This is a genomic window from Streptomyces sp. NPDC059452, from assembly GCF_042750035.1.
GTDB lineage: Bacteria > Actinomycetota > Actinomycetes > Streptomycetales > Streptomycetaceae > Streptomyces.
Genome location: NZ_JBHYVE010000003.1, coordinates 215,322 through 242,226 on the forward strand (window position 1 = coordinate 215,322; position 26,905 = coordinate 242,226).

Consider the following 26,905-nt stretch of genomic DNA (forward strand, 5'->3'; position numbering starts at 1 on the left):
GTCGCTGAACCAGTCCCTGAACCAGTCCTTGACGGGCCGTCAAGATAGAACAGGTTCTAGGAGAAGGGAACAGGTCCTACGGGAGGCGCAGGTTCTCCGGGAAGTGGACCGCGTCAGCGGTCGAAGTCCAGCTCCACCTCCGGGGTGAGCGGGTGCGACTGGCAGGCCAGCACGAAGCCCGCGTCCGTCTCCTCCGGCTCCAGCGCGAAGTTCCGCTCCATCCGGACCTCGCCCGAGACGAGGAAGGCACGGCAGGTCCCGCACACCCCGCCCTTGCAGGCGTACGGAGCGTCCGAGCGGCTCCGCAGCACCGTCTCCAGCAGCGACTCCGTGTCCTGGACGGGCCAACTGCCCGAGCGGCCGTGGAGGGTGGCCGTCAGCGTGGCGTCGGAGGGTGCGGCGACCTTGACCACCGTGACGTCGGAGGGGCCGTCGTCGACGTGGAAGATCTCCTGGTGGACCCGGGACCGGTCGACGCCGAGCGTGCGCAGCGCCTTCTCCGTCCCCCGTACGAGACCGAGCGGCCCGCAGAGGAACCAGCCGTCCACCTCCGCCACCGGAAGCAGCGCGGGCAGCAGGGCGGTGAGCCGCTCGGTGTCCAGGCGGCCGGAGGGGAGCCCGGCCGACTGCTCCTCCCGCGAGAGCGCGGTGATCAGCTGGAAGCGGTCCGGATAGCGGTCCTTGAGGTCGGCCACCTCGTCCAGGAACATCGTGGAGGCCGCCGTGCGGTCGCTGCGGATCAGGCAGAACCGCGCCTTCTCCTCCCGGGCCAGGAGCGTCGCCGCCATCGACAGCACCGGGGTGATCCCGCTGCCGCCGACCACCGCCGCGAACAGCCCCGGACGCGGCTCCAGCACGAAGCGGCCCATCGGAGGCATGGCCTCCACCTGGTCCCCGACGGCCAGTTCCTTCAGGGCGTAGGTGGAGAACGCCCCGCCCTCGACCCCGCGGATGCCGACCCGCACCACCGGCTCGGCGGGCTGTTCGGTGGCCGGGGCGCAGATCGAGTACGAACGGCGGATCTCCTTGCCGTCCACGGTGAAGCGCACGTTCAGATGCTGGCCCGGCTGGTGGCGGAAGGTCTCGCGCAGCTCGGCGGGCACGGCGAAGGTGACGGCCACCGCATCGTCCGTGATCCGTTCGATCGCGCTGACCCGGAGCGGATGGAACATCTACAACTCCTTGAAGTGGTCGAACGGTTCGCGGCAGGCGACGCAGCGGCGCAGGGCCTTGCACGCCGTGGAGGAGAACCGGCTGAGCAGCTCCGTCTCCGTGGAGCCGCAGTGCGGGCAGCGCACCGAGAGCGTCAGGGGCACCGGGCCGCCGTCGGCGCTGTGGGCGCGCGGGGGCGCTATGCCGAACTCGGCCAGCTTGCGGCGGCCCTCGGCGCTGATGTCGTCGGTCGACCAGGCCGGTGCGAGCACCGTGACCACGGAGACCTCGGGCACGCCGTTCTCATGCAGCACCCGCTCGATGTCGGCGGACATGGCCTCGATCGCGGGGCAGCCCGTGTACGTCGGGGTGAGCCGCACGGTCACCCGGCCCGGGCCCTCCACGTCCACGCCCCGCAGGACGCCCAGCTCGGCCAGGGTCAGCACCGGGAGCTCGGGGTCGGGGACGGAACCGGCGAGGGAGCGCAGCTCCGCCTCCAGCGGGGTGTCGGTCACCATGACGCCCCCGGGTGGCTGCGGTGCAGGTGCTGCATCTCGGCGAGCATCCGCCCGAACGGCTCGGTGTGCAGGCCCTGCCGGCCCGCGCCCGCCGCCCACCCTCCCGTGCGCGGCCCGGCCGGGAGCGTCAGCGTGGCCCGCTCCACGGTGCCGGTGACGGCGGAGAGCCAGGCGGTCTCCAGCTCCTCCCGGTCGACGCCGGAAGAGGCGTCGAGCCCTTCCACCGGCTGGAACATCTCTCCGGTGAAGCGCCAGAGCGCGTCCAGGCCCGCCTGCATCCGCTCGTGGCTCTCGGCGGTGCCGTCGCCGAGCCGCAGGACCCACTGTTCGGCGTGGTCCCGGTGGTAGGCGACCTCCTTGACGGCCTTCGCCGCGAGGTCCGCGAACGCGCCGCCCCCGGCCGCCAGCCGCTCGTACAGCAGGTGCTGGTAGACGGAGAAGTAGAGCTGCCGGGCGATGGTGTGGGCGAAGTCCCCGTTCGGCTGCTCGACCAGCTGGAGGTTGCGGAAGGCCCGCTCCTCGCGGAGGTAGGCCAGCTCGTCCTCGTCACCGACGAGCGAGAGCAGCACCCGGGCCTGGCCCAGCAGGTCCAGGGCGATGTTGGCGAGCGCCACCTCCTCCTCCAGGACGGGGGCATGGCCCGCCCACTCCCCCAGCCGGTGCGAGAGCACCAGCGCGTCGTCGCCGAGGGCGAGGGCGGCGCTCACAGGTGCTTCACCCCGTCCGGGATCTCGTAGAAGGTCGGGTGGCGATAGGGCTTGTCGCCGGCCGGCTCGAAGAAGGAGTCCTTCTCGTCGGGGGAGGAGGCGGTGATCGCGGTGGACGGGACCACCCAGATCGAGACGCCCTCCGAGCGGCGGGTGTAGAGGTCGCGCGCGTTGCGCAGGGCCATCTCGGCGTCGGGGGCGTGGAGGCTGCCCGCGTGGGTGTGGGACAGCCCGCGCCGTGAGCGCACGAACACCTCCCACAGCGGCCAGTCGGTCGAGCTGCTCATGCCGTCTCCTCCACGTGCGGTGCGGTCTGTGCTGTCCGGCTGGACGGGGTCGTGTGCTTGGCGGCGTACGCGGCGGCCGCGTCCCGGACCCAGGCGCCCTCTTCGTGGGCCCTGCGCCGCTGGCTGATCCGCTGTTCGTTGCACGGGCCGTTGCCCTTGAGGACCTGCTGGAACTCCGTCCAGTCGATCGCGCCGAAGTCGTGCTGCCCGCGCTCCTCGTTCCACCGGATGTCGGGGTCCGGCAGGGTGAGGCCCAGTGCCTCGGCCTGGGGCACGCAGATGTCCACGAAGCGCTGCCGCAGCTCGTCGTTGGAGTGCCGCTTGATCTTCCAGGCCATCGACTGCTCGGAGTGGGAGGACGCGTCGTCGGGCGGGCCGAACATCATCAGGGACGGCCACCACCAGCGGTCCACCGCGTCCTGGGCCATCGCGTGCTGGGCCTCGGTGCCGCGGCTCAGGGCGAGCAGCAGCTCGTACCCCTGGCGCTGGTGGAAGGACTCCTCCTTGCAGATGCGGACCATCGCGCGGGCGTAGGGGCCGTAGGAGCAGCGGCAGAGCGGCACCTGGTTGGTGATCGCCGCGCCGTCCACCAGCCAGCCGATCGCGCCGACATCGGCCCAGGTCAGGGTGGGGTAGTTGAAGATCGACGAATAGCGCTGGCGGCCGGCGTGGAGCTTGTCGAGCAGCTCCTCGCGGCTGGTGCCCAGCGTCTCGGCCGCGCTGTAGAGATACAGGCCGTGTCCGGCCTCGTCCTGCACCTTGGCCATCAGGATCGCCTTGCGGCGCAGCGAGGGCGCGCGGGTGATCCAGTTGGCCTCGGGCTGCATGCCGATGATCTCCGAGTGGGCGTGCTGGGCCATCTGGCGGACCAGCGTGGCGCGATACGCCTCGGGCATCCAGTCGCGCGGCTCGATGCGGTCGTCGGCCGCCACGGCCGCGTCGAAGGCCGCGAGGAGTGCCGCGTCCGCCGGGTCCCCGGCCACGCCTGCCGCCGTACCTGCCCCATTCGCCGTGCCTGAGGTGCTCTGCGTCTTCTGGTCCGCAGTCACTGCCGCCATCCCGGGCTCCCTACCGACCGATCGTTCGGTTCACTGACTTCAATGGTCGGTCGACGGCCCGTAGGGTGTCAACCCTGTGGATAACCGAGGTGCGATCGACGGTGAACGGGGCGGGATGGATTCGGACCACGGCGGGAGCTCCGCCGGCGAGGCTTCCGGCACCGGGTACTCCGGCGACGGGCACTCCGGCGGCGCGCACCCCGGCGACGGGCACTCCGGTGAGCCGCACCCCGGCGGCGCGCATTCCGGTGAGCCGCACCCCGGCAGCGGGCAGCAGTCCGCGGGCCCGGGCATAGCCGGGCTCTCCTTCGGCTACCAGGTCGTCGCTGCCCTGGCCCTCTCCCTCATCGGGCTGCTGGCCTGCGCACAGGTGGCGATGGTCTTCCTGCACGTGGCCCCGTCGAACACGCTGACCAAGCAGCACGGGAAGACGATCGACGACTGGATCTACCCGGAGTTCGAGCAGAACTGGAAGCTCTTCGCCCCCAATCCGCTCCAGCAGAACATCCACGTACACGTCCGGGCCGAGGTGGCGGGGCCCGACGGACGCCGCACCACCACCGGCTGGATGAGCCTCTCCCACGAGGACGGCGAGGCGATCCGCGGCAGTTTCGTCCCCAGCCATGTGAACCAGAACGAGCTCCGCCGGGGCTGGGACTTCTACGTGAACTCGCACGACAGCGACAACCGTCCCAACGGTCTGCGCGGCGAGCTCTCCGAGCGCTACGTCCGGCGCATCGCGATGCTGCGGCTGAGCGAGCGCGATCTGGGCGGCACGGTCGAGCGCATCCAGATGAGGTCGGCCACCACCCTCATCCCGCCGCCCTCGTGGTCCACCGAGAAGGCCAAGCCCCGGACCGACCACCGCGTACTCCCCTGGTGGGACGTGACCCCCGACGATCTGCCCGCCCCGCGTGACGCGGCGCGCGGCGAGGAGGGGACCAAGTGACCACCACCCCGCCCACCGCACCTCCGGCCGACCGGTCCGCCCCCGGCCCGGGCCGCGGCGGCCCCGACCGGATCGCCGAGGCCGGGGTCTCCCTGGCCCGCGCCCTCCAGCGCATCACCGCGTCGGCCCTCGGCCCGTACCAGAGCGCCGTCATCCGGATCGGCTTCTCCGCCACCTACCTGTTCTTCCTGCTCCGCGAGCTGCCGCACCGCCATGAGCTGTACGGCCCCGACAGCCCGTGGCACTGGGACCTGGCCCGGCAGCTCACGGCGGGCAACGACGCCTTCTCCGTCCTCCTCTGGTCGGACAGCGCGCTCTGGTTCGAGGCGGTGTACGCGCTCACCCTGCTGTCCGCCGCCGCCCTGCTCCTGGGGTGGCGCACCCGGACCATGTCGGTCCTCTTCATGGTCGGCGTGCTCTCCGTACAGAACCGCAGCGTCTTCATGGGCGACGGCGGCGACAACGTCATCCATCTGATGGCGATCTACCTCGTGCTGACGCGCTGCGCCCAGGTCTGGTCGCTGGACGCCCGGCGCGCGGCGCGGCAGGCCGAGCGGGCGGCGGCCGGGCTGCCGCCCGTACGGGATGTCGTGGGACCGGTGCTCTGGGCGCTGCTCGGCCCCGTCCTGATCGTCGCCACGGTCATGGACGGGCTCGGCGGGACCTGGTGGTTCCCGGTCCTGCTGTGGCTCCTGTGGCTCTCCGCCGCCGCCTGGTGGGCCGCGAACCGCTACGCGCCGTACGGGCAGCCGCGCGCCCTGCTCGATGTGCTGGCCAACCTCGTCCACAACGCCACGCTCGTCGTGATCATGGTCGAGGTCTGCCTGATCTACGCGACCGCCGGCTGGTACAAGATCCAGGGCTCGCGCTGGCAGGACGGCACCGCCCTCTACTACCCGCTCAAGCTCGACTACTTCACCCCGTGGCCCGCCCTGTCGGACGTGCTCGCCTCCAGCGGGCTGATGGTGATGGTGCTGACGTACGCGACGGTCATCGTCCAGGTCGCGTTCCCGTTCACCCTGTTCAACCGGCGGATCAAGAACGTCCTGCTGGTCATCATGATCGGCGAGCACGCGGGTATCGCCCTGCTGCTGGGGCTGCCGTTCTTCTCGATGGCGATGATCGCGGCGGACGCGGTGTTCCTGCCGACGGTCTTCCTGGTCTGGCTGGGCGGCCGGGCCGCGCTGGGGCGGCGGAGACTGCTCGCGTGGCTGCCGCTGCCGTCCCGGTTCCGGCGCGAGGAGAAGGCGCCGGACGTCCCCGGCGCGCGCCCGGCGCCTGAGGAACGCGGCGGTACGGGGGAGGCCCCGCCGCACGGTGGTGGCGGGGGCCATACGCTCGTCGGGTGAGCAGCGAGACCGGCAGTACCCCAGAGTCCCCCGCCGAGCCCCTTCAGTACGACGACGGCTACGGCCAGGAGATCGGCGTCGGGCCGCACCCGCTGCCCTGGCCCGAGGGCAAGCGTTACGACCCCGAGCTGCTGGCCCACGGCGACCGGCGCAACGTCGGCGACGCCTACCGCTACTGGACGCGGGAGGCGATCGTCGCCGATCTCGACCTGCGGCGGCACGACTTCCACGTGGCTGTGGAGAACTGGGGCCACGACTTCAACATCGGCTCGGTCGTGCGGACCGCCAACGCCTTCCTGGCCAAGGAGATCCACATCGTGGGCCGACGGCGCTGGAACCGGCGTGGCGCCATGGTCACCGACCGCTACCAGCATGTGCGCCACCACCCCGACACGGCGGACCTGACCGCCTGGGCGGCGGCCGAGGGGCTGCCGATCATCGGGATCGACAACCTCCCCGGCGCCGTACCGCTGGAGCGGACCGAGCTGCCACGCCGCTGTGTGCTGCTGTTCGGGCAGGAGGGGCCGGGCCTCACCGAGGAAGCGCGTGAACACGCCTCGATGGTGTGCTCCATCGCCCAGTTCGGCTCGACCCGGTCCATCAACGCGGGGGCCGCGGCGGCGATCGCGATGCACGCGTGGGTGCAGCGCTACGCCGATGTCCCCGACCCCCGGGACGCCTTCTAGCTACGCCTGGCGGCGGACCTCGACCACGCGGAAGCGGTTGGCGACGAAGGCGGCGTCGCACAGGGCCGCGTTGGCCGCCGGGTTGCCGCCCGAGCCGTGGAAATCGGAGAACGCGGCTGTCTGGTTGACGTAGACCCCGCCGGTCAGATTCAGCGAGAGCTGGGCCGACTCGTCCAGGCAGACGTCCTCGATCGCCCGCTCCACCTCGGGGGAGGTGGTGTAGGCGCCGACCGTCATGGCGCCCTTCTCACGGATCGTGCGGCGCAGCAGCTCCAGGGCGGCGGACGTCGACTCGACCGCGACGGCGAAGGAGACCGGCCCGAAGCACTCCGAGAGGTAGGGCGCGTCCTCGTCGGTCTTCGTGCCGTCGAGCTTGACGACGACCGGCGTACGGACGACGGCGTCGGGGAAGTCGGGGTTGGCGACCGTACGGGAGGGGAGAGCCACCTCGCCCAGCTCACCGGCCGCCTCCACCCGGGCCTTGACGTCCGGGTTGACCAGGGCGCCGAGCAGGGCGGAGGCGCGGGCGTCGTCGCCGAGGAGGCCGGTGACGGCCGCGCCGATGTCGGTGACCACCTCGTCGTACGACTTGGCGCCGTCGTCCGTGGTGATGCCGTCCCGGGGGATCAGCAGGTTCTGCGGGGTGGTGCACATCTGGCCGCTGTAGAGCGAGAGCGAGAACGCTACGTTGGCGAGTAGGCCCCGGTAGTCGTCGGTGGAGTCGACGACGATCGTGTTGACCCCGGCCTTCTCCGTGTAGACCTGTGCCTGCCGGGCGTTGGCCTCCAGCCAGTCGCCGAAGGCGGTGGAGCCGGTGTAGTCGATGATCCGGATCTCGGGGCGGACCGCGAGGGTCTTGGCGATGCCCTCGCCGGGCCGCTCGGCGGCGAGCGCGACCAGATTGGGGTCGAAGCCCGCCTCGGTGAGCACCTCACGGGCGATCCGGACGGTGAGCGCGAGCGGCAGCACGGCCCGGGGGTGCGGCTTCACCAGCACCGGGTTCCCGGTGGCGAGCGAGGCGAACAGGCCCGGGTAGCCGTTCCACGTGGGGAAGGTGTTGCAGCCGATGAGCAGCGCGATCCCGCGCCCGGACGTGGTGAACGACTTGGTCAGCTTCAGCGGATCGCGCTTGCCCTGCGGCTTGGACCAGTCGGCGGTCTGCGGCGTGCGGGTCTGCTCCTGATAGGCGTACGCGACGGCTTCCACGCCACGGTCCTGCGCGTGCGGGCCGCCCGCCTGGAACGCCATCATGAAGGCCTGGCCGCTCGTGTGCATCACGGCGTGGGCCAGCTCGTGGGTGCGGGCGCTGATCCGCGACAGGATCTCCAGACAGACCAGGGCCCGGGTCTCGGGACCCGCCGCCCGCCAGGCGGCCGTGCCGGCCTTCATCGCCGGGAGCAGGACGTCGATGTCGGCGTGCGGATACTCGACGCCGAGCTCCGGCCCGTACGGCGAGACCTCGCCGCCCGTCCAGCCGTCGGTGCCCGGCTGTCCGAGGTCGAGCCGGGTGTTGAGCACCGCGTCGAACGCGGCCTTGCCCTCGGCCGCCCCGAGACTGCCCTCGGCGCCTCCTTCGCCGTACGCCTTCGGGTGCTCGGGGTGCGGCGACCAGTACGCGCGGGTACTGATCGCGTCGAGGGCCCGGTCGAGCGTGGGCCGGTGGGTCTCGGACAGCTGCTGGGGGGTGAGCGCGGCGGCCATGGCGGACCAACTCCTCATCGAGCCGGGCGGGGACGTACGGACGGAGTTAGAGTAACCGAACGATCGGTCGGGACAAGGGGGCCCGGCGAACCTGTGGATAACTTCGGTGGTCCCCGCCTGCACGGGGACGGTCCCTCATGGGGGAGGATCGCGGACATGACCACGGCCAAGCGGGACACGTACACCCCGGAGACTCTGCTCACCGTCGCTGTTCGTGTCTTCAACGAGCGCGGCTACGACGGCACCTCCATGGAGCATCTCTCCAGGGCGGCGGGCATTTCGAAGTCCTCCATCTACCACCATGTGGCGGGCAAGGAGGAGCTGCTGCGCCGGGCCGTGAGCCGGGCGCTCGACGGGCTCTTCGCCATCCTCGACGAGCCGGGGGCGGTGCGCGGGCGCGCGATCGAGCGGGTCGAGTACGTCACGCGCCGGACCGTCGAGGTGCTGATGGCGGAGGTCCCGTACGTCACGCTGCTGCTGCGGGTGCGCGGCAACACGAAGACCGAGCGGTGGGCGCTGGAGCGGCGGCGCGAGTTCGACCAGAGGGTGGCGGATCTGCTGAAGGCCGCCGTGGCCGAGGGCGATCTCCGGGCCGATGTGGACATACGGCTGGCCACCCGGCTGCTCTTCGGCATGGTCAACTCGCTGGTCGAGTGGTACCGGCCGCAGCCGGGCGGCTTCCCGGGCGAGGAGCAGCTCGCCGACACGGTCGTCCAGCTCGCCTTCGAGGGGATGCGGGCGACCGGTCACTGAATCTGTTCGGCGTGGTCAGGCCAGCTCCGCCGGGCGGTCCGGGCGCGGGCCGAGGTCCGTCTCCTCGAACACCAGCAGCGTGCGCGTCGACAGCACCTCGGGGATCGACTGGATCCGGGTGAGGACCAGCTCGCGCAGCGCCCGGTTGTCCGGTGTGTGCACCAGCAGCAGGACATCGAAGTCGCCGCTGACCAGCGCGATGTGCGTGGCGCCGGGGAGCGCCTGGAGCTGTTCGCGCACGGTGCGCCACGAGTTCTGCACGATCTTGAGCGTGATGTACGCCGACGCGCCCTGCCCGGCCCGCTCGTGGTCGACCCGCGCGCCGAAGCCACGAATCACGCCGTCCTCCACGAGCCGGTTGATCCGGGCGTAGGCGTTGGCCCGCGAGACATGGACCCGCTCGGCCACCGACCGTATCGAGGCGCGGCCGTCCGTCTGGAGGATGCGCAGGATGTCGCGGTCGATGGAGTCCAGGGGGCGCGCGGGCGGGGGCGCGGGGGAGGCCGGGCCCGGTGGCGGTGGCGACGCCGCGGGCGTGGCGGCGGGCGCCGAGGGGGCGGCGGAGGGAGTGGCGGCGGGTGCGGGCCGGTCGGGGTCCTCGCTCCTGTCGGCCATTTGTTCAGCTGCCATCTGCCCGCGCCTCCCTGTTGTGGACGACCTGCCTCTATCCCAGGCTGTGGAGAACCGTTTGTCCACAGGCTGAAGGCGCCTGTAGCCAAAATGCGCTCGCGACCGAACAATCGGTAGGTGAGGCACACCACACAGGTGCCTCGCCCGCTCCGCGACACCCTCGCGACATCTCTTGCCATCACCACCCATATCGACACCCTCGATCTCACGATCGCCACCCTGATCTCCATCGATGCCCGGAGGTGCTTTCCATGACGGTCCAAGAGCTGCCCGGCGCGGCCGCCTACCGGCCCACGCCGCCCCCGGCCTGGAAGCCGATCACCGACCCCGCCCCGCTGCTCCCGGACCCGGAGCCCTACCGGGTGCTCGGTACGGACGCGGTCGCCGATGTGGACCCCGAGCTGCTGCTCCGGCTCCACGCCGAGCTGGTGCGCGGCCGCCGGTACAACACGCAGGCCACCGCGCTCACCAAGCAGGGCCGGCTGGCGGTCTACCCGTCGAGCACCGGCCAGGAGGCGTGCGAGATCGCCGCCGCCCTGGTGCTGGAGGAGCGGGACTGGCTCTTCCCCAGCTACCGGGACACGCTGGCGGCCGTGGCGCGCGGCCTCGACCCGGTCGAGGCGCTGACCCTGCTGCGCGGCGACCGGCACACCGGCTACGACCCGCGTGAGCACCGCATCGCCCCGCTCTGCACCCCGCTCGCCACCCAGCTGCCGCACGCGGTGGGCCTGGCGCACGCGGCCCGGCTCAAGGGCGACGACGTGGTGGCGCTCGCCATGGTCGGCGACGGCGGCACCAGCGAGGGCGACTTCCACGAGGCGCTGAACTTCGCGGCCGTCTGGAAGGCCCCGGTGGTCTTCCTCGTGCAGAACAACGGCTTCGCCATCTCCGTACCGCTGGCCAAGCAGACGGCCGCCCCCTCCCTCGCGCACAAGGCCGTGGGGTACGGGATGCCCGGCCGCCTGGTCGACGGGAACGACGCGGCCGCCGTGCACCAGGTGCTGAGCGAGGCCGTGGCGCGGGCCCGGCGGGGCGGAGGGCCGACGCTGATCGAGGCCGTCACCTACCGCATGGAAGCCCACACCAACGCCGACGACGCCACCCGCTACCGGGTCGACAGCGAGGTCGAGGCCTGGCGGGCGCACGACCCGGTCCAGCTTCTGGAGCGCGAGCTGACCGGACGCGGGCTGCTCGACGACGAGGGCATCGAGCGGGCGAAGGAGGCCGCCGAACGCATGGCCGCCGCCCTGCGCGACCGCATGAACGCCGATCCGGAGCTGGCGCCGATGGACCTCTTCACCCATGTCTACGCCGAGCAGACCAGCCAGCTCCGGGAGCAGGCCGCCGCCCTGCGCGCCGAGCTGGACGCGGAGCAGGACCACGAGCACAGCGCGGAGGCAGGCCGATGACCACGGCGGTGACGAAAGCCGGCGGACGTACGGCGAAGGCGAAACCGGCCACCATGGCGCAGGCCCTCGGGCGCGCGCTGCGCGACTCGATGGCCGAGGACCCGACCGTGCACGTGCTCGGTGAGGACGTCGGCACCCTGGGCGGGGTCTTCCGGATCACCGACGGGCTGGCCAAGGAGTTCGGCGACGACCGGTGCACCGACACCCCGCTGGCCGAGGCAGGCATTCTCGGGGCGGCCGTCGGCATGGCGATGTACGGGCTGCGGCCCGTGGTGGAGATGCAGTTCGACGCGTTCGCCTACCCGGCGTTCGAGCAGCTGATGAGCCATGTCGCCAAGATGCGCAACCGCACCGGGGGAGCCATGCCGCTCCCCATCACCGTGCGCGTTCCGTACGGCGGTGGGATCGGCGGGGTCGAGCACCACAGCGACTCCTCCGAGGCCTACTACATGGCCACGCCCGGCCTGCACGTCGTCACACCCGCCACGGTCGACGACGCGTACGGCCTGCTGCGGGCCGCCATCGCCTCGGACGACCCGGTGGTCTTCCTGGAGCCCAAGCGGCTCTACTGGTCCAAGGCCGACTGGTCGCCCGAGGCCCCGGCCACGGTCGAGCCGATCGGCAAGTCCGTGGTCCGCCGGACCGGGCGCAGCGCCACGCTGATCACGTACGGCCCCTCCCTGCCGGTCTGTATGGAGGCCGCCGAGGCGGCCGTCGCGGAGGGCTGGGACCTCGAAGTCGTGGACCTGCGCTCGCTGGTGCCGTTCGACGACGAGACGGTCGCGGCCTCGGTGCGGCGCACCGGCCGTGCGGTCGTCGTCCACGAGTCCCCCGGTTTCGGGGGCCCCGGCGGCGAGATCGCGGCCCGGATCACCGAGCGGTGCTTCCACCACCTGGAGGCTCCGGTGCTGCGGGTGGCCGGGTTCGACATCCCGTATCCGCCGCCCATGCTGGAGCGGCACCATCTGCCGGGGGTCGACCGGGTGCTCGACGCGGTGGCGCGGTTGCAGTGGGAGGCGAACAGCTGATGGCCCAGGTGCTCGAATTCAAGCTGCCGGACCTCGGTGAGGGCCTGACCGAGGCGGAGATCGTGCGCTGGCTGGTGGAGGTCGGCGATGTGGTCGCCATCGACCAGCCCGTGGTGGAGGTCGAGACGGCCAAGGCGATGGTGGAGGTCCCCTGCCCCTACGGGGGTGTGGTGACCGCACGCTTCGGCGAGGAGGGGACGGAACTCCCGGTCGGGGCGCCGCTGCTGACGGTCGCGGTGGGGGCGACGGAGGCCCCCGCTTCTTCCCCGGCGAATGGCGGGCCCGCCGCCGATGAGCCTTCCGCCGGTTCCGGGAACGTGCTCGTGGGGTACGGGACCGGCGCGCCGGCCGCCCGGCGTCGGCGCATCCGGCCGGAGCGGGTCGGTGCCAACGCGGCTTCCGCACCTGCCGTTCCTGTGGCTGCCTCCGCCTCTGCCCCTGCGCCCGCATCCGCGCCCGCCGTAGCCCCTGCGTCCGTGCCCGTGTCCGGTCGTGCGCCGGTCGCGGTCGGTGGGGTGAATGGCCGGCAGGGGCCCGTGGCCGTGGTCTCCCCGCTCGTACGCCGGCTGGCCCGGGAGCACGAGATCGATCTGCGGGAGCTGACGGGCTCGGGGCCCGACGGGCTGATCCTGCGGGCCGACGTCGATTCCGCGATCCGGCGGGCGGGGGAGGCCATGGAGGCCGAGGCCCGTACGGTCGCCGAGCCCGTCGCGGTTCAGGCGTCCACGGCTCTCGCGGGCGCGGTGGCTCCGGCCGCCGAGCGGATTCCGCTGCGCGGGGTGCGCGGGGCGGTCGCCGACAAGCTGTCGCGCAGCCGGACCGAGATCCCGGACGCCACCTGCTGGGTCGACGCGGACGCCACCGAGCTGATGGCCGCCCGCGCCGCGATGAACGCGGCATCGGGCCCCTCCGGCGGGCCCAAGGTGTCGGTCCTGGCCCTGCTGGCGAGGATCTGCACGGCGGCGCTGGCCCGGTATCCGGAGCTCAACTCCACCGTGGACACGGCCGCGCGGGAGATCGTGCGGCTGCCCGGCGTGCACCTCGGGTTCGCGGCGCAGACGGAACGGGGCCTCGTCGTCCCGGTCGTCCGGGACGCGCACACCCGCAACGCCGAGTCGATCGGGGCGGAGATCGCCCGGCTGACCGAGCTGGCGCGGACCGGGAAGCTCAGCCCGGCCCAGCTCACCGGAGGCACGTTCACGCTGAACAACTACGGGGTGTTCGGGGTCGACGGTTCGACGCCGATCATCAACCACCCCGAAGCGGCCATGCTCGGCGTCGGCCGGATCATGCCCAAGCCCTGGGTGCACAACGGTGAGCTGGCCGTACGTCAGGTGGTCCAGCTCTCGCTCACCTTCGACCACCGGGTGTGCGACGGCGGAACGGCCGGGGGGTTCCTCCGGTACGTGGCCGACTGCGTGGAGCAGCCTGCGGTACTGCTGCGCACCCTGTAGGCAGTCGGCGGCGATGCGGTACGCCCCGTAGAGCCCGTCACCGCGCGGACGCCCCCTCCGGGCCCGGCCCTCCGGCCCACCCCGGAGGGGGCGTCCGCCAAGTGCGCCGCCCATACTCGACGTATGACCGCCTATGACGTGATCGTTCTTGCCGGCGGGGCCGCCAAGCGGCTCGGCGGCGCCGACAAGCCGACGGTGCGCGTCGGCGGCCGTACGCTGCTCGACCGGGTCCTCGCGGCCTGCCCCGATGCGGGCGCCACCGTCGTGGTGGGCGGTCGCAGGCCCACCGCCCGGCCGGTCACCTGGACGCGCGAAGTACCGCAGGGCGGCGGCCCGTTGGCGGCCCTCGGGGCGGGGGTGCGGCTGACGACGGCGGAGTACGTTCTCGTCCTCTCCGCCGACCTGCCGTTCCTGGGCCCGGCCACGGTCGGCGCGCTGCTCGCCGCCGCCGGGGAGGGCGGCCGGGAGGGCGCGCTCTGCACCGATCCCGACGGCCGCGATCAGCCGCTCGTCGCCGTCTACCGCGCCGAGCCGCTCCGCCGGGAGCTGGCCCTGCTCGCCACCGAGCACGGCTCCCTCGCCGGGCTGCCGCTCCGGCTGCTGACCGGGGAGCTGGATCTCGCCCGGGTCGACGCCGGGCCCCATGCCGCGTTCGACTGCGACACTTGGGACGACATCGCCGCCGCCCGCGCCCGGATCAGGGAGCATGGGGCCGTGCTGGACGAATGGATCACCTCGGTCAAGAACGAACTGGGAATCGAACTCGACGTCGACACCGATGTCCTGCTCGACCTCGCCCGCGACGCCGCGCACGGGGTCGCCCGGCCCGCCGCCCCGCTCACGACCTTCCTGGTCGGGTACGCGGCGGCCAGGGCGAGCGCCGGGGCCGGACCGGAGGAAGCGGCGGCGGCGGTCGCCGAGGCCGCGCGCAAGGCCACCGCGCTCGCCCTGCGCTGGGAGGCCGAGGCGGCGGAGCAGGAGCCTCGGGCGGAGCCGAGCGGCGAAGGGGCCGAGACACCGTGACCGCCGACGCCCGGCCCGACCGGAACGGCACGAGCGGCTTGAGCGGTACGAGCGGCACCAGCGGCTTGAACAGTTTGAACAGTGCGAGCGGCACCAGCGGCACCAGCGGCACCAGCGGCACCAGCGGCACCAGCGGCACGAACGGCGCGAGCGGCTTGAGTGGCTTGAGCGGTACGAGTGACACGTCCGGCCCCGACAGCGCCGCCGCGCGTGCCGCAGCCGAAGAGCTCGCCGTCGAGCAGGCCCTGGCGCTGGTCGGCGGTCGCAACCACGCGAGCAGTCGCAACCACGAGGGCGGCCGGGCGCCGCTCGACGGGCCCCGGGACCACGTGCCCGACGCGGCACAGGGCCAGAACCGCGACCACGCCGGGGGTCAAGCGCCCGGCCTGGCATCGGGCTGGGCCCGTAACCAGCCACGCACCGAGGCCCCCGGCGAACCCCCCGCCGCAGCGGACGACCCGCCGTCCCCTTCCCCGTACTCCCCGTCCGGCACCCCCGCACCCGCCCCCGCACCGTCCTCCGCCGCTCCGGATCTCCCCTGGGACCGGGCGCGGGGCATCGCCGGGCGGGCCGGGCGGGGCGGGGCGCTCGCCGTGATCCGGTTGCCGCTCGACCGCGCGCTGGGCCATGTACTCGCCGAGCCGCTCGGGGCGCTCACCGATCTGCCGTCCTTCGACACCTCGGCCATGGACGGCTGGGCCGTCGCCGGACCCGGCCCCTGGGCCATCGAGGAGGGCGCCGGGCTGCTCGCGGGAGACGGCCCCGCCACCCTCCTCCCCGACGGCACCGCCGTACGCATCGCCACCGGAGCCCGTACCCCCGCCGACACCACCGCGGTCATCCGCAGCGAACACGCCCACGTCGACGAGGCCAAGGGGCTGCTCTCCGCCCGGCGCCCCGTCGTCACCGGCCAGGACATCCGGCCCCGGGGCCAGGAGTGCCGGACCGGCGACCACCTCGTACCGGCGGGAGCGGTCGTCACCCCGGCGGTGCTCGGGCTCGCCGCGGCCGCCGGGTACGACGCCCTGCCCGCCGTGCCCCGCCCCCGCATCGACGTCCTCGTACTCGGTGACGAACTCCTCGCCGCGGGTCTCCCGCACGACGGCCTGATCCGCGACGCCCTCGGCCCCATGCTCGGCCCCTGGCTGCGGGCCCTGGGCGCCGAGGTCTCCGCCCCCCGCCGCCTCGGGGACGACGCCGGGGCCCTGCGTAAGGCCCTCACCGCCTCCGACGCCGACGTGATCATCACCACCGGAGGCACCGCGTCCGGCCCGGTCGACCATGTCCACCCGGTCCTGGCCGCCCTTGGCGCCGAGCTGCTGGTGGACGGAGTCGCCGTACGCCCCGGCCACCCCATGCTCCTGGCACGGCTCTCCCCCGATGGGCCGTATCTGGTGGGGCTGCCCGGCAATCCGCTCGCGGCCGTATCGGGGCTCCTGACCCTCGCCGAACCGCTCCTCGCGGGGCTCGCGGGCCGCCCGGCCCAGGACGCGTACCGGGCCCTCGTCTACGCCGATGTACCGGGCCATCCGCACGACACCCGCCTCGTCCCCGTGGTCCACCGCGCGGGCCGGGCGGGCGGCCGGGACCATGTGGCGCCCCTGCGCTACAACGGTCCCGCCATGCTGCGCGGGATCGCGGCGGCGGACGGGCTGGCCGTCGTACCGGCGGGCGGGGTACGGTCCGGCACCGAGGTGGAGATCCTCGATCTCCCATGGGCCCCGGCGGCGCCGTGGACGGAAGGGTGTTTCACGTGAAACTTCCCGACCACGAGAAGGGGTGTTTCACGTGAAACTTCCCGGCCAGGACGCGATGGCCAGGCGGGCCGACGAGCATGTCGTACCGACACGGGTGATGCTCCCCCGCCGGGTCGTCGACGGTCCGGCGCGGCAGGTCGGCAAGCGGCTGCTGATGGCGCTGCTCGTGCTGACCGCGACGGTGCTGATCGTCTGGCTCGACCGCGACGGGTACAACGACACCGCCGATGGCCAGGTCGATCTGCTCGACGCGATCTACTACGCGACGGTCACCCTCTCCACCACCGGGTACGGCGACATCACCCCGTACAGCTCCGGTGCCCGGCTGATCAACGTGGTGCTCGTGACGCCGCTGCGTGTGATGTTCCTGATCATCCTGGTCGGTACCACTCTCGAAGTCCTCACGGAACGGACCCGCGAGGACTTCCGGCTGAAGCGTTGGAGATCCCACTTGCGTGACCACACCGTCGTCGTCGGCTTCGGCACCAAGGGCCGTTCGGCTATCCAGACCCTCTGCGCCACCGGCCTGCGGAAGGAGCAGATCGTCATCGTCGATCCGGCTTCCAAGGTGATCGAGGCCGCCAACGCCGAGGGCTTCACCGGAGTGCTCGGCGATGCCACCCGCAGCGATGTGCTGTTGCGTGCCGAGCTCCAGAAGGCGCGCCAGGTCATCATCGCCACCCAGCGCGACGACACCGCCGTCCTGGTGGCGCTGACCGCGCGTCAGCTGAACCGGGGGGCGAAGATCGTGGCGGCGGTCCGCGAGGAGGAGAACGCGCCCCTGCTGCGGCAGTCGGGCGCCGACGCGGTGATCACCAGTGCCAGCGCCGCCGGACGGCTGCTCGGCCTCTCCGTGCTCAGTCCGAGCGCGGGCACGGTGATGGAGGACCTGATCCAGCAGGGCAGCGGCCTCGATCTCGTCGAACGGCCGGTGATAAAGGCCGAGGTGGGCAAGAGCGTCCGGGAGACCGACGACCTGGTGGTGAGCGTGTTGCGCGGGCACCGGCTGCTCGGTTACGACGACCCGGCGGCCAGTCCGTTGCAGCTGACGGACCGGGTCATCACCATCGTGCGCGCCACCCCGCCCCCCGGTTCCGGCCCGTCGGGCCCGTCCGGCCCCTCCCTGCCCCATCTGCCGCTGCCGCCGCACCGCTCCTGACGCCGAACCCCGGGGCGCCGACCCCGGGGGCAGCGGTGTGCGAAGAGCGTGCGGGCAGTGGCGGGAGTAGCCTCGCGGCCATGCATGCGATCACGATCCCCGAACCCGGTGGCCCCGAGGCGCTCGTCTGGGCCGAGGTGCCCGATCCCGTACCCGGCGACGGCGAAGTCCTCGTCGAGGTCGTCTCCAGTGCCGTCAACCGTGCCGATGTGCTCCAGCGGCAGGGCTTCTACGACCCGCCGCCCGGGGCCTCCCCCTACCCCGGTCTGGAGTGCGCGGGCCGGATCGCGGCGCTCGGTCCGGGGGTGACCGGCTGGGCGGTCGGCGACGCGGTGTGCGCGCTGCTGTCGGGCGGCGGTTACGCGGAGAAGGTCGCCGTACCGGTGGGCCAGCTCCTCCCCGTACCGGACGGAGTGGAGCTGACGACGGCGGCCGCACTGCCCGAGGTGACCGCGACCGTCTGGTCCAACGTGTTCATGATTTCCCACCTGCGCCCCGGTGAGACCCTGCTCGTCCACGGCGGCTCCAGCGGGATCGGCACGATGGCGATCCAGCTGGCGAAGGCGGTCGGCGCCCGGGTCGCGGTCACGGCGGGCAGCCCGCAGAAGCTCGCCGCGTGCGCGGAGCTCGGCGCGGACATCCTCATCGACTACCGCGAGCAGGACTTCGTCGAGGAGCTGGCGAAGGCGACCGACGGGGCCGGGGCCGACGTCATCCTGGACATCGTCGGCGCCAAGTACCTGGAGCGGAACGTGAAGGCGCTCGCCGTCAACGGCCGCCTCGCGATCATCGGCCTCCAGGGCGGGGTGAAGGGCGAGCTGAACCTCGGCGCCCTGCTGACCAAGCGGGCCGCCGTCACCGCGACCTCGCTGCGGGGCCGCCCGCTCGGCGAGAAGGCCGCCATCGTCGCCGCTGTACGCGAGCACGTGTGGCCGCTGATCGCCGACGGGGTGGTCCGGCCCGTCGTGGACCGTACGGTTCCGATGGCGGACGCCGCCGAGGCGCACCGGGTTCTCGAATCCAGCGCCCACATCGGCAAGGTGCTGCTGCTCGCGCCGAACGCCTAGGACGCGGTCGACGAACGCGTAAAACGCGTAGGGGCCCGGCACACACCGCGGTGTGTGCCGGGCCCCACCGGTTCGTCGTGGACAGGAGGACTACAGGTACGGGCCCGAACGGATCGGGCCGTGCGGGTCCCCGCCGCCCTCCTCGTCCTCGTGGGCCATCCCGGGCGGCAGCGCGCGGCGCATCTGCTCCAACTGGGCGCGGGCCGCCATCTGCTGGGCGAACAGTGCCGTCTGGATGCCGTGGAAGAGGCCCTCCAGCCAGCCCACCAGCTGGGCCTGCGCGATCCGCAGTTCGGCCTCGGAGGGCACCGACTCCTCGGTGAACGGCAGGGAGAGCCGCTCCAGCTCCTCCACCAGCTCCGGCGCGAGGCCGTCCTCCAGCTCCTTGACGGAGCTTGCGTGGATCTCCTTGAGCCGAACCCGGCTCGCCTCGTCGAGAGGAGCCGCCCTGACCTCCTCCAGAAGCTGCTTGATCATGCTGCCGATGCGCATGACTTTCGCGGGCTGTTCGACCATTTCCGTCACCGGGACCTCGCGCGACTCGTCGTCACTGGCACCGCCGCCGACAGCCATTCCGTCCTGGCCCACGACAAGGACCTGCGGATGCTCCTGCGACCGGTCATTCCTCGGCATTTCCATGCCGCCATTGTCTCGCACACATGCCGTACACCACATTGGTGCCCCCGGAAACGGATGATCCACCGTCTCCGGGGGCACCGGAAGTGTCCCCGAGTACCCGCAGTGCCGGTCAGCCCGCCCGGCGGGCCAGCTTCAGCCGGGAGCTGGTGAGGGCGGCGGCCAGCAGTCCGGCCAGCACCGGGACGACCAGGGCCAGCAGCGCGATGGTCCCCCAGGGCATCACGATCGGGGTGTACGCCGACTCCATCGGGTTCATCCGCATGTCCGCCAGGGCCTCGCGCAGGTCGGTCAGGCGCAGCGCGACCGCGGGCACGATGCCCGCCGCCGTCCCCAGCAGCACCCCGGTCAACGCGACGACCAGGCACTGGAATCCGGAGAGCGAGCGCCGTACGCCCGGGGGCGCGCCCACCGCGCTGAGCGTGGTGAGGTCGGCCTCCGCGTCGGCCTTGGACAGGCCGGTCGTGATGGCCGCCGCGCCCAGGGTCACCACGCCGGCGAAGAGGGCGAGGACCAGCAGGACCAGCGCGTCGTCCCCCTGCTCCATGGAGTTCGCGGTCATCACGAACGCCTGGTTGCCGGCCTGCGCCATCGCCGCGTCGGCCGCCTGCCGCTCGGCGTCCGTGGGCTCGCGGGTGAGCGTGTAGACGGAGCCGAGCTCCCCGGAGTGCAGGCCGAGCCGGTCGGCCGTCTGCTGCGGCATGATCATCCGGATGCTCGGCGTCGACGCGAAGCGGTCCGGTGCCACGTACACCTTCAGCTGTTCCGTGGTGGTGCGGGCCTTGCCGGGGTGGCGGGCGTGGTTCTCCTTGTCGCGCTCGTTGTAGTGGTGGGCGATCTTGAGGGTGACCTCGCCGTCCTGCGCGTACGCCGAGTTCAGCAGCACCGGGACCCCTGCCGCCAGGGCCTTCGCCGCCGCCGGGTCGTCGAGCTTCACGTACGAGGTGAGCAGGGCGGCGTCCCCGATGACGATCTTGTTGCTGTCGGTGCCGAACGAGATCACCGTGTAGTTCTCGTCCATGCAGGCGGGGGAGTTCATCAGCCGCTTGTGCTCGTCGGCCGAGATGCGCAGGGCCAACTCCTTGGCGCCCTTGCCCCGGAGCGGGCAGGAGTGGGCCTTCCCGGCGGGCTTGACGAGTTCGAGGGATCCGCAGCCGTCCTCCTCGTCCTCGTAGTACACGGAGCAGTCGCTGCCCGCCCAGACCCGCCCGAGGTGGGCGGGTGCCCCGTTGACGGGGAAGGTCTGCTCGACGGCGGTCCGGGCGCGGGGCAGGTCGTTCTTCTCGGCGGTGTCGACGGCGATCAGGGCGGCGGTGCCCGCGGTGAGGTTGGGCTGGTGGTTGTACTCCTGCTCGGCGGCGCTGCTGCTGGTGTACGTGGCGATGGCGACGCTGCCCGCGACGGCCGCCATGACGGCGGCGACGGCGGGGGCGGTACGGCCCCGGTTGCGGGCCGCGTCGCGCAGGGCGATCCGGGGCGTCAGCGGCAGCCGACGGCCGAGCCGGCCGAGGAAGCCGACGATCACCGGGATACAGCCGAGGAGCCCCAGTTCGGCGAGGACGGAACCGCCCGCGACCAGCTCGGTGCTGCCGCTGACGCCTCCGAAGACCGCGATGGCGATGCCGCCCGCGAGCACGGTGGAGCCGACGATCGGCAGCACCCGGGAGCTGCGTCGGGTGCCACGGTGCCCGGTGAGCGATTCGAGGACCGACTGACGGCCCGCCACGATCGCCGGGGCGAGCGCGGCGAGGACACCGGTGACCAGGCCGAGTACGGCGATGGCGAGGATCTCCCAGGGCCGGACGGTCAGTTCGCCGAAGCGGCTGCCCGCGAACTCCTCGATCATCGGGCGGAACAGGACGGTGAGGGCGAACCCGGCGCCGACGCCGACGACGGCCCCGACCCCGCCGAGCACCACACCGCCCGCGAGCACCACGGCCCGGACCTGGCTGCGGGTGCCGCCGCACGAACCGACCAGACCCAGCTGCCGGCGCGAGCGGCGGGCGCCCACGGCGAACGCCGGACCGGCCAGCAGCACGATCTCCAGCATGGCCATGGCCGCCACGGTGAGGGCCGCCGCCGTCAGCTCCGCGTTGCTGGTACTCCAGCCCCGCATCTGCGCGGCCATGGGGACTTCGGAGTCGGGCGGCGGGTTCAGGGCGATCTGGCGGGCCCGTACCACCACGCCCTTCTCATTGGCGGCGAGCACGTCCGGCCAGGTCACCCCCACTCCGGGCGGGCCCTTGACCAGCCACTCCACCTCGCGGGTCTGGGGCGGCAGGATCCCCTCGTCCTCGCCCCTGTCCGTACTTCCGTCCGTACTCCTGCCCGCGCTCCTGTCCGCGGTCTTCTGCCACGGGGCGATGACCGCGCCGGGGACGGCGAACAGGGACTTCCCGGCCAGGTCGGCGGGGAGCTCCACCGCACCGGTCAGGGTGTAGACCTGCTCGGGGCCGCGCACGGTGACGCGGTCGCCGACGGAGAGCCCGGACGTCTTGATGAAGGCATCGGTCGCCGCCATCTCGTTCTTCGCCCGTGGGTAGGCGCCGTCGGTCAGCTCGATCCGGCCGCGCAGCAGCGGGTCCGCGATGTCCAGTTCGGTGATCTGGGTGTCGGCGATGCCGTGGCGGGTCGTCACGGACGCGGGCACGGACTGCTGGGTGAGGTACCGCGAGCCCTTGGGGAAGGTGGCCGGTACGTCGACGGGCTTTCGCTCGTCCTCGGGAAGGGTCTCCGGGGCGTCCTCGGGGGTCCCCCACATGATGCCGTCGGGCATCTGCTCCAGCCGGACCGGGCCCATGCCCTGATCCATGAAGAGGGCGTCGGCTCCTCCCAGATCCGCCGTCAGTTCCTCTGCCAGGGTGGGCTTGGCGCTGCGGTACGTCACATCGGCGGCGGTCACACCGAGGACCGGCAGGGCGATCATCGCGACGACGAGGGCGCTGCGGCCCTTGGCCCGCAGGGCGTCGCGTCTGGCTATGCGGAAGGCGGCGCGCCATCCGGAAAAGAGGTTCACTTGGCGGCCTCGGAAGCTCCGGCTGTTCCGCCGGTTTCCGCGAGCAGCGAGTCTGCCCCGTTGGTCACCGTCTGGTCGACGATCGAGCCGTCCCGGAGGAAGACGACCCGGTCGGCCCAGGCCGCGTACCGGGGCTCATGGGTCACCATCACCCCGGCCGCGCCCTGGTCGCAGCGGGTGCGCAGGAGGGCGAGGACGGTCTCGCCGGTCTCGGAGTCGAGTGCGCCGGTCGGCTCGTCGGCGAGCACCAGGCGCCGGTCGCCGACCAGGGCGCGGGCGATGGCGACGCGCTGCTGCTGGCCGCCGGACATCTCGTCGGGGAAGCGGTCGGCTATCTCGGTCAGCTTCACCTCGGCCAGTGCGGCGAGGGCCTCCTTGCGGGCCTTGCGCACGGAGACGCCGTCGAGTTCGCGGGGCAGCGCGATGTTCTCGGCGGCGGTCAGGGCGGGGATGAGGTTGTAGTCCTGGAAGACGTACCCGACGCTGCGGCGGCGCAGGGCGGCGATGCCCTTGAGGCCGAGGGCGGTGATGTCCTGGCCCTCGATGATCACCTGGCCGCTGGTCGCGGTGTCGAGCCCGCCTGCCAGGGTCAGCAGGGTGGACTTGCCGGAGCCGGACGGCCCCATGACGGCGACCAGCTCGCCCGGGTACACGGAGAGGCTGATGCCGCGCAGGGCGTGCACCTCGGCGATACCGGAGCCGTGGGTACGGGTCAGCGCCCGCAGTTCGAGTACGGGGTCGCCCGCGGGTGTCCCGGGGGACGGCGGCGGCGTCGTGGTGACGGGCAAGGACATGGTGGGTGGTTCCCCCTGGGATGAGACGCGCTGATCACGGAGTACGAGGAAGAGGAAGGCACAGTTCAGCGCCGGGTGGCCGGGTGGCTGAGCGGCCGGGTGGCTGAGTGACCGTGCGGTCGTGCGGTCGTGCGGTCGTGTGGTTGTGCGGTCGGCGGGAAGGCCTCCGCTCAGGGCCGGGCCTTCGCGCGCCCGGTCAGGGACCGGGCCGGGCCACGGGTGGGTGCGGGGCCGGGATCGGCCGTGGGCTCGGTGGCGGCGGCTTCGGCGAGGCGGACGAGCCGCGCTTCGCAGTGGTCGAGCCAGCGGGCCTCGGCCTCCGCCTGGAAGATTAGCTGCTCCACCACGAGGAGCCAGGCGACCTCGTCCCGGTTGGCCGGGACATCGGCCAGGGCCTGGGCCTTGAGCCGGGTGTAGTCCTGCATGGCCTTGAGGGTGTGGTGGCGCTGGGACTGGATGACATCACGGATGTCGACCCCCGGGGCTCCCACCGCCATGGCGAGCTTGATGGCCAGTTCGTCGCGGGGCGGGCTGGTGCGGTCCACCGGGGTCCCGAACCAGCTCCGCAGCTCGGCCCGGCCGTCGTCGGTGATCGCGTAGAGGTCGTGCCCGGCGTCGTCGGCCCCTTCCTGGACGACCAGGCCGTCGCGCTCCAGGCGGCTGAGCGTCGTATAGACCTGGCCGACGTTCAGGGGCCAGGTGGAGCCGGTGCGCGACTCGAACTCGGTGCGGAGCTGGGAGCCGTAGCGAGGGCCCCGCTCCAGGAGGGCCAGCAGCCCGTGGCGGATCGACATACTGAGTATGTATACCGAGTATGTTGGTCCTGGCAAGTGGCTGCGGCGGTACGGAGACGGGGTGGAGCGTTCAGTTCGAGCGGCGCAAGCGGAGGGCGAGGAAGCTGAGGCCGATGCCCACCAGAGCGATGCCCGCGCCCAGCGAGACCTGCTGCACCCGCTGGACGGCGGCCGCGTCCAGGGCGCGCGCGGCCGGAGGCCCGGGCTCGCTGAACCCCTCGGACGGCGGGGCGGATACCGGCAGGTCGACGGCGACTTCCTCCGGCTCGTCGGACGGCTCCGGCTGCACCGGCGTCTCGGCCCACGCCGGCTCCAGCGGGGACAGCGAACGCCCGGGGCGCGCCTTCCCGGCCCCCGCCTCACGCCCGGCGAGCGGTGCGGTCGACCCCGAGACCTCGACCGAACCGGAACCGGAATGGGTCGGGGAGGGCGAGGGCGAGTCCTCCGGGGCCGGTGCGCCGTCCACGTACTCGGGATCGGCGGGGAGGGTGCTGCCGGGCTCCGGGGCGGCCGAGCCGAGGACACCGGACGGCAGGGGCACCGGCATGCCGGACGGAAGCGCCGAGGAAGAGGAAGAAGAGGAAGAGGGGGCCGAGGAAGAGGAAGAAGAGGAGGAAGGTGCCGCGTCCGAGGAAGGCGGCGGGGCGGCGGGGCTCGGCGCCCCGGAAGGCGTCGCGCTGACGGACGGCCCGTCGGCCACCGTCGTCGACGAAGAGCCGTGGGCGGTCCCGCTCAGCGGCCCCGACGGCCCCAGCGCCGCGCCGACCGCCACCAGCAGACAGACCGCGCACCTCGACGACCACACGGCCGGAAGTCCTGGAGCCATGAGATCAGCGTCACACGTGCTCTTTCATCCGGCATCCCGGACGGCCGAGGAGGAGAAATCCGGACATCCGTAGCCGCCGGACGGTCCCGAACGGCGATCAAGCGGTGATCAACGCCCCCGTAACGATCAGAAAAGAACGCCCGCAGGGCTCAGGAAAAGAACGCCCGTGACGCTCAGGAACCCCAGCAGGGAACGCGTGTGACGCTCAGGAAGCCCACCAGAGAGCGCCCGTGACGCTCAGGAAGAGAGCGCCCGCGGAGAGCTCAGGAAGCCCGCCCCGTGGAGATCTTCAGCTCGAAGTGGGCGTTGCGCTCGGAGACGGCCGCCCCGGAGGACGGGAACTGCCCGACGACCTGGCCCTCCGCGTACGTATTGCCCGGCTCCTCGATCTCCTTGATCGTCCAGCCCGCGGCGGCCGCGCACTCCTTCGCCGAGAGGATGTCCTTGTAGACGAAGTTGGGCGCCTGGACCTTCTGCGGGTCGTTGGAGTCCTCCGTGGCGTCCGTGCAGGCCGTGGTCTTCATCGTCCGGTTGCGCTCCGGCGGCCGGTAGCCCTCGTCCGTCGAGGTCTCGCTGGTCCCCGGGTCGCCGCCCTTGCCCGCCTCGTCGTCCTTGTTCTGGAGGGCGATCGCGGTGATCAGCCCGCCGACGGCGAGGAGTGCGACGACGATCGAGCCGACGATGACCGGCATGTTCCGCTTGGCGGAGCCGCCGCCCGCGGAGCCGCCGCCCGTGGAGCCGACGGCCGTCTGGTGCTGCGGGTTGATCGCGTACGGCGGCGGGGTCTGGTGGGCCAGCGGGCCCGGCGTCGGGTAGCTCTGGCCCGCCTGCGGGTAGCCGTAGCCCTGCGCCGGGGTCGGCTGGTTGTACGGCCCCGGCTGGTGCGGCTGCTGGTGCTGGGGCTGGTGGGCCTGCTGGTGTTGCTGGTGCTGGGACGGCTGGTGGGACTGCTGCTGCGGATGCGGCTGGTACGGCGTCTGGAGGCCCTGCGGGGCGGGGGTGGCCTGGTCGACGGGCGGGAACACCGCCGAACCGACACCCGCACCGCTGTTGGCGGGGCCGCCCCCGGCGACGATCACCGGGGCACCGCTCTGACCGCCGGAGGCGCCCAGCACCCGGGCGATCTCGTCCCGCATCGCGGCGGCGCTGGGGAAGCGCTCGTTCGGGTTCTTCTTCAGGGCGCGGGCGACGAGCGCGTCCACCGCCGGGGTCACCGACCGGTTGATGGTGGACGGCGCGACCGGCTCCTCCTGCACATGCGCGTACGCGATGGCGAGCGGCGAGTCCGCGTCGAACGGGATGCGGCCGGTGAGCAGCTGGAAGAGCATGATGCCGACCGAGTACAGGTCGGAGCGGGCGTCGACACCGCGGCCGAGGGCCTGTTCGGGGGAGAGGTACTGCGGGGTGCCGACGACCATGCCGGTCTGGGTCATCGAGGTGACACCGGACTGCATGGCGCGGGCGATGCCGAAGTCCATGACCTTCACGACGCCGCGCTTGGTCATCATTACGTTGCCGGGCTTGATGTCGCGGTGGACCAGCCCCATCTCGTGGCTGGTCTCCAGCGCGGCGAGCACGTCCGCCGTCACCTTGAGGGCCTTGTCGGCGGGCATCGCGCCGTACTGCTGGATGTCGGCGGCCAGCACCGAGCCGAGCGGCTGCCCCTCGACGTACTCCATGACGATGTACGGCATCAGCGCGCCGCCGAGCTCGTCCTCGCCGGTGTCGAAGACCGTGACGATATTGGTGTGCTGGAGCTTGGCGACGGCCTGCGCCTCGCGCCGGAACCGCTCACGGAACGACTGCTCGCGCCCCAGCTCGGTGTGGAGGGTCTTGATCGCGACCTGGCGGTCCAGGGCGGAGTCGTAGGCCAGGTAGACGGAGGCCATCCCGCCCTCGCCGAGCAGGTCGCGCAGCTGGTAGCGGCCGCCTGCCACCGCGCCGCCCGCGTAGCGGCCCTGTGCGCCGTCCTGGCTCATGACTTGCATCCCCCTCGGCGCGCGGCTCCGGCACGCGATGTGCTGCACACGCGATGTTTCTGTAGGACGTGGTCGCGTACGACGCGGTTCCGTTTGACGCGATTACGCGCCAAGTCTGCCCGAGGGGTCCGACACGTCAAGCCGGGTGCCCGTTCCGTGACCCTACGCACAAG

At 72.4% G+C, this 26,905-nt stretch carries 25 protein-coding genes; 12 read left to right on the forward strand and 13 right to left on the reverse strand.

The window, feature by feature from the left end:
- Positions 1-113 precede the first annotated feature (113 nt).
- From ACFW9Z_RS06345 to paaA, 5 genes are read right to left on the reverse strand one after another with little or no spacing between them, the layout of a single operon-like run.
- Positions 114-1,172 (reverse strand): 2Fe-2S iron-sulfur cluster-binding protein, encoded by a 1,059-nt coding sequence (locus ACFW9Z_RS06345; protein ID WP_384635169.1) that lies wholly within the window; start codon positions 1,170-1,172, stop codon positions 114-116.
- A complete protein-coding gene (gene paaD / locus ACFW9Z_RS06350) occupies positions 1,173-1,670 on the reverse strand; it encodes a 1,2-phenylacetyl-CoA epoxidase subunit PaaD (protein ID WP_019762360.1) in 498 nt (165 codons plus the stop codon).
- Positions 1,664-2,377, reverse strand: a complete 714-nt coding sequence (paaC, locus tag ACFW9Z_RS06355) for a 1,2-phenylacetyl-CoA epoxidase subunit PaaC (protein WP_384635174.1) — start codon at positions 2,375-2,377, stop codon at positions 1,664-1,666. Before paaC ends, paaD begins: the two co-directional genes overlap by 7 nt.
- Positions 2,374-2,664, reverse strand: a complete 291-nt coding sequence (gene paaB, locus ACFW9Z_RS06360) for a 1,2-phenylacetyl-CoA epoxidase subunit PaaB (RefSeq protein ID WP_010060350.1) — start codon at positions 2,662-2,664, stop codon at positions 2,374-2,376. The genes paaC and paaB overlap by 4 nt, the downstream gene beginning before the upstream one ends.
- On the reverse strand, positions 2,661-3,722 hold the full coding sequence (paaA, locus tag ACFW9Z_RS06365) for a 1,2-phenylacetyl-CoA epoxidase subunit PaaA (protein ID WP_384635178.1): 1,062 nt from the start codon (positions 3,720-3,722) through the stop codon (positions 2,661-2,663). The genes paaB and paaA overlap by 4 nt, the downstream gene beginning before the upstream one ends.
- Before the next feature lie 76 nt (positions 3,723-3,798).
- On the opposite strand from paaA, the gene ACFW9Z_RS06370 reads away from it, so the two are divergent.
- From ACFW9Z_RS06370 to ACFW9Z_RS06380, 3 genes are read left to right on the forward strand one after another with little or no spacing between them, the layout of a single operon-like run.
- Entirely contained in the window at positions 3,799-4,671 is an 873-nt protein-coding gene (locus ACFW9Z_RS06370; protein ID WP_384635181.1) for a DUF5819 family protein, read from the forward strand.
- Positions 4,668-6,020 carry an HTTM domain-containing protein gene (locus ACFW9Z_RS06375; RefSeq protein ID WP_384635184.1) on the forward strand — a complete coding sequence of 451 codons (1,353 nt, stop codon included), beginning with the start codon at positions 4,668-4,670 and terminating at the stop codon, positions 6,018-6,020. The genes ACFW9Z_RS06370 and ACFW9Z_RS06375 overlap by 4 nt, the downstream gene beginning before the upstream one ends.
- Positions 6,017-6,706, forward strand: coding sequence for a TrmH family RNA methyltransferase (locus ACFW9Z_RS06380; RefSeq protein WP_384635187.1), 690 nt, complete (start codon positions 6,017-6,019; stop codon positions 6,704-6,706). The genes ACFW9Z_RS06375 and ACFW9Z_RS06380 overlap by 4 nt, the downstream gene beginning before the upstream one ends.
- On the opposite strand, the gene paaN is transcribed toward ACFW9Z_RS06380, so the two are convergent.
- Positions 6,707-8,407, reverse strand: a complete 1,701-nt coding sequence (paaN, locus tag ACFW9Z_RS06385; protein WP_384635190.1) for a phenylacetic acid degradation protein PaaN — start codon at positions 8,405-8,407, stop codon at positions 6,707-6,709.
- A gap of 156 nt (positions 8,408-8,563) precedes the next feature.
- On the opposite strand from paaN, the gene ACFW9Z_RS06390 reads away from it, so the two are divergent.
- Positions 8,564-9,160: a TetR/AcrR family transcriptional regulator gene (locus ACFW9Z_RS06390; protein WP_384635193.1), complete on the forward strand. Its 597-nt coding sequence runs from the start codon at positions 8,564-8,566 to the stop codon at positions 9,158-9,160.
- A 15-nt stretch (positions 9,161-9,175) separates the two neighbouring features.
- Here ACFW9Z_RS06390 and ACFW9Z_RS06395 read toward each other — a convergent pair whose 3' ends face one another.
- Complete coding sequence (locus ACFW9Z_RS06395) at positions 9,176-9,790, reverse strand: Lrp/AsnC family transcriptional regulator (RefSeq protein WP_384635195.1); 615 nt, start codon at positions 9,788-9,790, stop codon at positions 9,176-9,178.
- A 251-nt stretch (positions 9,791-10,041) separates the two neighbouring features.
- Here ACFW9Z_RS06395 and pdhA point away from each other — a divergent pair, with 251 nt between their 5' ends.
- The 7 genes from pdhA (at position 10,042) to ACFW9Z_RS06430 (ending at position 18,687) form a co-directional block, all read left to right on the forward strand.
- The gene (gene pdhA / locus ACFW9Z_RS06400) at positions 10,042-11,199 is read left to right on the forward strand and encodes a pyruvate dehydrogenase (acetyl-transferring) E1 component subunit alpha (protein WP_384635198.1); all 1,158 of its coding nucleotides are present in this window, start codon (positions 10,042-10,044) and stop codon (positions 11,197-11,199) included.
- Positions 11,196-12,227, forward strand: coding sequence for an alpha-ketoacid dehydrogenase subunit beta (locus ACFW9Z_RS06405; protein WP_384635200.1), 1,032 nt, complete (start codon positions 11,196-11,198; stop codon positions 12,225-12,227). Before pdhA ends, ACFW9Z_RS06405 begins: the two co-directional genes overlap by 4 nt.
- On the forward strand, positions 12,227-13,681 hold the full coding sequence (locus ACFW9Z_RS06410) for a dihydrolipoamide acetyltransferase family protein (protein ID WP_384635767.1): 1,455 nt from the start codon (positions 12,227-12,229) through the stop codon (positions 13,679-13,681). The genes ACFW9Z_RS06405 and ACFW9Z_RS06410 overlap by 1 nt, the downstream gene beginning before the upstream one ends.
- Positions 13,682-13,804: 123 nt before the next feature.
- The gene (locus ACFW9Z_RS06415) at positions 13,805-14,704 is read left to right on the forward strand and encodes an NTP transferase domain-containing protein (protein ID WP_384635203.1); all 900 of its coding nucleotides are present in this window, start codon (positions 13,805-13,807) and stop codon (positions 14,702-14,704) included.
- 164 nt (positions 14,705-14,868) lie between these two features.
- Complete coding sequence (locus ACFW9Z_RS06420) at positions 14,869-16,461, forward strand: molybdopterin molybdotransferase MoeA (RefSeq protein ID WP_384635770.1); 1,593 nt, start codon at positions 14,869-14,871, stop codon at positions 16,459-16,461.
- Between the two features lie 31 nt (positions 16,462-16,492).
- Entirely contained in the window at positions 16,493-17,620 is a 1,128-nt protein-coding gene (locus tag ACFW9Z_RS06425) for a potassium channel family protein (RefSeq protein WP_384635206.1), read from the forward strand.
- Positions 17,621-17,700: 80 nt separating this feature from the next.
- On the forward strand, positions 17,701-18,687 hold the full coding sequence (locus ACFW9Z_RS06430; RefSeq protein ID WP_384635209.1) for an NAD(P)H-quinone oxidoreductase: 987 nt from the start codon (positions 17,701-17,703) through the stop codon (positions 18,685-18,687).
- A 90-nt stretch (positions 18,688-18,777) separates the two neighbouring features.
- On the opposite strand, the gene ACFW9Z_RS06435 is transcribed toward ACFW9Z_RS06430, so the two are convergent.
- From ACFW9Z_RS06435 to ACFW9Z_RS06455, 5 genes are all read right to left on the reverse strand, one after another.
- Complete coding sequence (locus tag ACFW9Z_RS06435) at positions 18,778-19,326, reverse strand: bacterial proteasome activator family protein (protein ID WP_076967631.1); 549 nt, start codon at positions 19,324-19,326, stop codon at positions 18,778-18,780.
- Between the two features lie 109 nt (positions 19,327-19,435).
- Positions 19,436-22,339 carry an FtsX-like permease family protein gene (locus ACFW9Z_RS06440; RefSeq protein ID WP_384635212.1) on the reverse strand — a complete coding sequence of 968 codons (2,904 nt, stop codon included), beginning with the start codon at positions 22,337-22,339 and terminating at the stop codon, positions 19,436-19,438.
- Positions 22,336-23,133 carry an ABC transporter ATP-binding protein gene (locus ACFW9Z_RS06445; RefSeq protein ID WP_384635215.1) on the reverse strand — a complete coding sequence of 266 codons (798 nt, stop codon included), beginning with the start codon at positions 23,131-23,133 and terminating at the stop codon, positions 22,336-22,338. Before ACFW9Z_RS06445 ends, ACFW9Z_RS06440 begins: the two co-directional genes overlap by 4 nt.
- A 170-nt stretch (positions 23,134-23,303) precedes the next feature.
- Positions 23,304-23,927, reverse strand: a complete 624-nt coding sequence (locus ACFW9Z_RS06450; RefSeq protein WP_384635218.1) for a PadR family transcriptional regulator — start codon at positions 23,925-23,927, stop codon at positions 23,304-23,306.
- A gap of 70 nt (positions 23,928-23,997) precedes the next feature.
- Complete coding sequence (locus ACFW9Z_RS06455; RefSeq protein WP_384635221.1) at positions 23,998-24,474, reverse strand: hypothetical protein; 477 nt, start codon at positions 24,472-24,474, stop codon at positions 23,998-24,000.
- Here ACFW9Z_RS06455 and ACFW9Z_RS06460 point away from each other — a divergent pair.
- Positions 24,473-24,826 carry a hypothetical protein gene (locus tag ACFW9Z_RS06460; RefSeq protein ID WP_384635224.1) on the forward strand — a complete coding sequence of 118 codons (354 nt, stop codon included), beginning with the start codon at positions 24,473-24,475 and terminating at the stop codon, positions 24,824-24,826. The genes ACFW9Z_RS06455 and ACFW9Z_RS06460 overlap by 2 nt on opposite strands.
- A gap of 190 nt (positions 24,827-25,016) precedes the next feature.
- On the opposite strand, the gene ACFW9Z_RS06465 is transcribed toward ACFW9Z_RS06460, so the two are convergent.
- Positions 25,017-26,732, reverse strand: a complete 1,716-nt coding sequence (locus ACFW9Z_RS06465; protein ID WP_384635227.1) for a protein kinase — start codon at positions 26,730-26,732, stop codon at positions 25,017-25,019.
- Positions 26,733-26,905: the final 173 nt, after the last annotated feature.

What these genes read in the sequence shown, in the direction of transcription:
- paaD (WP_019762360.1), bottom strand. Translation starts at nt 1,670, where the DNA reads ATGGTGACCGACACCCCGCTGGAGGCGGAGCTGCGCTCCCTCGCCGGT.
- pdhA (WP_384635198.1), top strand. Translation starts at nt 10,042, where the DNA reads ATGACGGTCCAAGAGCTGCCCGGCGCGGCCGCCTACCGGCCCACGCCG.
- ACFW9Z_RS06445 (WP_384635215.1), bottom strand. Translation starts at nt 23,133, where the DNA reads ATGTCCTTGCCCGTCACCACGACGCCGCCGCCGTCCCCCGGGACACCC.
- ACFW9Z_RS06345 (WP_384635169.1), bottom strand. Translation starts at nt 1,172, where the DNA reads ATGTTCCATCCGCTCCGGGTCAGCGCGATCGAACGGATCACGGACGAT.
- ACFW9Z_RS06410 (WP_384635767.1), top strand. Translation starts at nt 12,227, where the DNA reads ATGGCCCAGGTGCTCGAATTCAAGCTGCCGGACCTCGGTGAGGGCCTG.
- ACFW9Z_RS06430 (WP_384635209.1), top strand. Translation starts at nt 17,701, where the DNA reads ATGCATGCGATCACGATCCCCGAACCCGGTGGCCCCGAGGCGCTCGTC.
- ACFW9Z_RS06455 (WP_384635221.1), bottom strand. Translation starts at nt 24,474, where the DNA reads ATGCCGGTGCCCCTGCCGTCCGGTGTCCTCGGCTCGGCCGCCCCGGAG.
- ACFW9Z_RS06390 (WP_384635193.1), top strand. Translation starts at nt 8,564, where the DNA reads ATGACCACGGCCAAGCGGGACACGTACACCCCGGAGACTCTGCTCACC.
- ACFW9Z_RS06465 (WP_384635227.1), bottom strand. Translation starts at nt 26,732, where the DNA reads ATGAGCCAGGACGGCGCACAGGGCCGCTACGCGGGCGGCGCGGTGGCA.
- ACFW9Z_RS06415 (WP_384635203.1), top strand. Translation starts at nt 13,805, where the DNA reads ATGACCGCCTATGACGTGATCGTTCTTGCCGGCGGGGCCGCCAAGCGG.
- ACFW9Z_RS06460 (WP_384635224.1), top strand. Translation starts at nt 24,473, where the DNA reads ATGCCGGACGGAAGCGCCGAGGAAGAGGAAGAAGAGGAAGAGGGGGCC.
- paaA (WP_384635178.1), bottom strand. Translation starts at nt 3,722, where the DNA reads ATGGCGGCAGTGACTGCGGACCAGAAGACGCAGAGCACCTCAGGCACG.
- paaN (WP_384635190.1), bottom strand. Translation starts at nt 8,407, where the DNA reads ATGGCCGCCGCGCTCACCCCCCAGCAGCTGTCCGAGACCCACCGGCCC.
- ACFW9Z_RS06395 (WP_384635195.1), bottom strand. Translation starts at nt 9,790, where the DNA reads ATGGCAGCTGAACAAATGGCCGACAGGAGCGAGGACCCCGACCGGCCC.
- ACFW9Z_RS06405 (WP_384635200.1), top strand. Translation starts at nt 11,196, where the DNA reads ATGACCACGGCGGTGACGAAAGCCGGCGGACGTACGGCGAAGGCGAAA.
- ACFW9Z_RS06435 (WP_076967631.1), bottom strand. Translation starts at nt 19,326, where the DNA reads ATGGAAATGCCGAGGAATGACCGGTCGCAGGAGCATCCGCAGGTCCTT.
- ACFW9Z_RS06450 (WP_384635218.1), bottom strand. Translation starts at nt 23,927, where the DNA reads ATGTCGATCCGCCACGGGCTGCTGGCCCTCCTGGAGCGGGGCCCTCGC.
- paaB (WP_010060350.1), bottom strand. Translation starts at nt 2,664, where the DNA reads ATGAGCAGCTCGACCGACTGGCCGCTGTGGGAGGTGTTCGTGCGCTCA.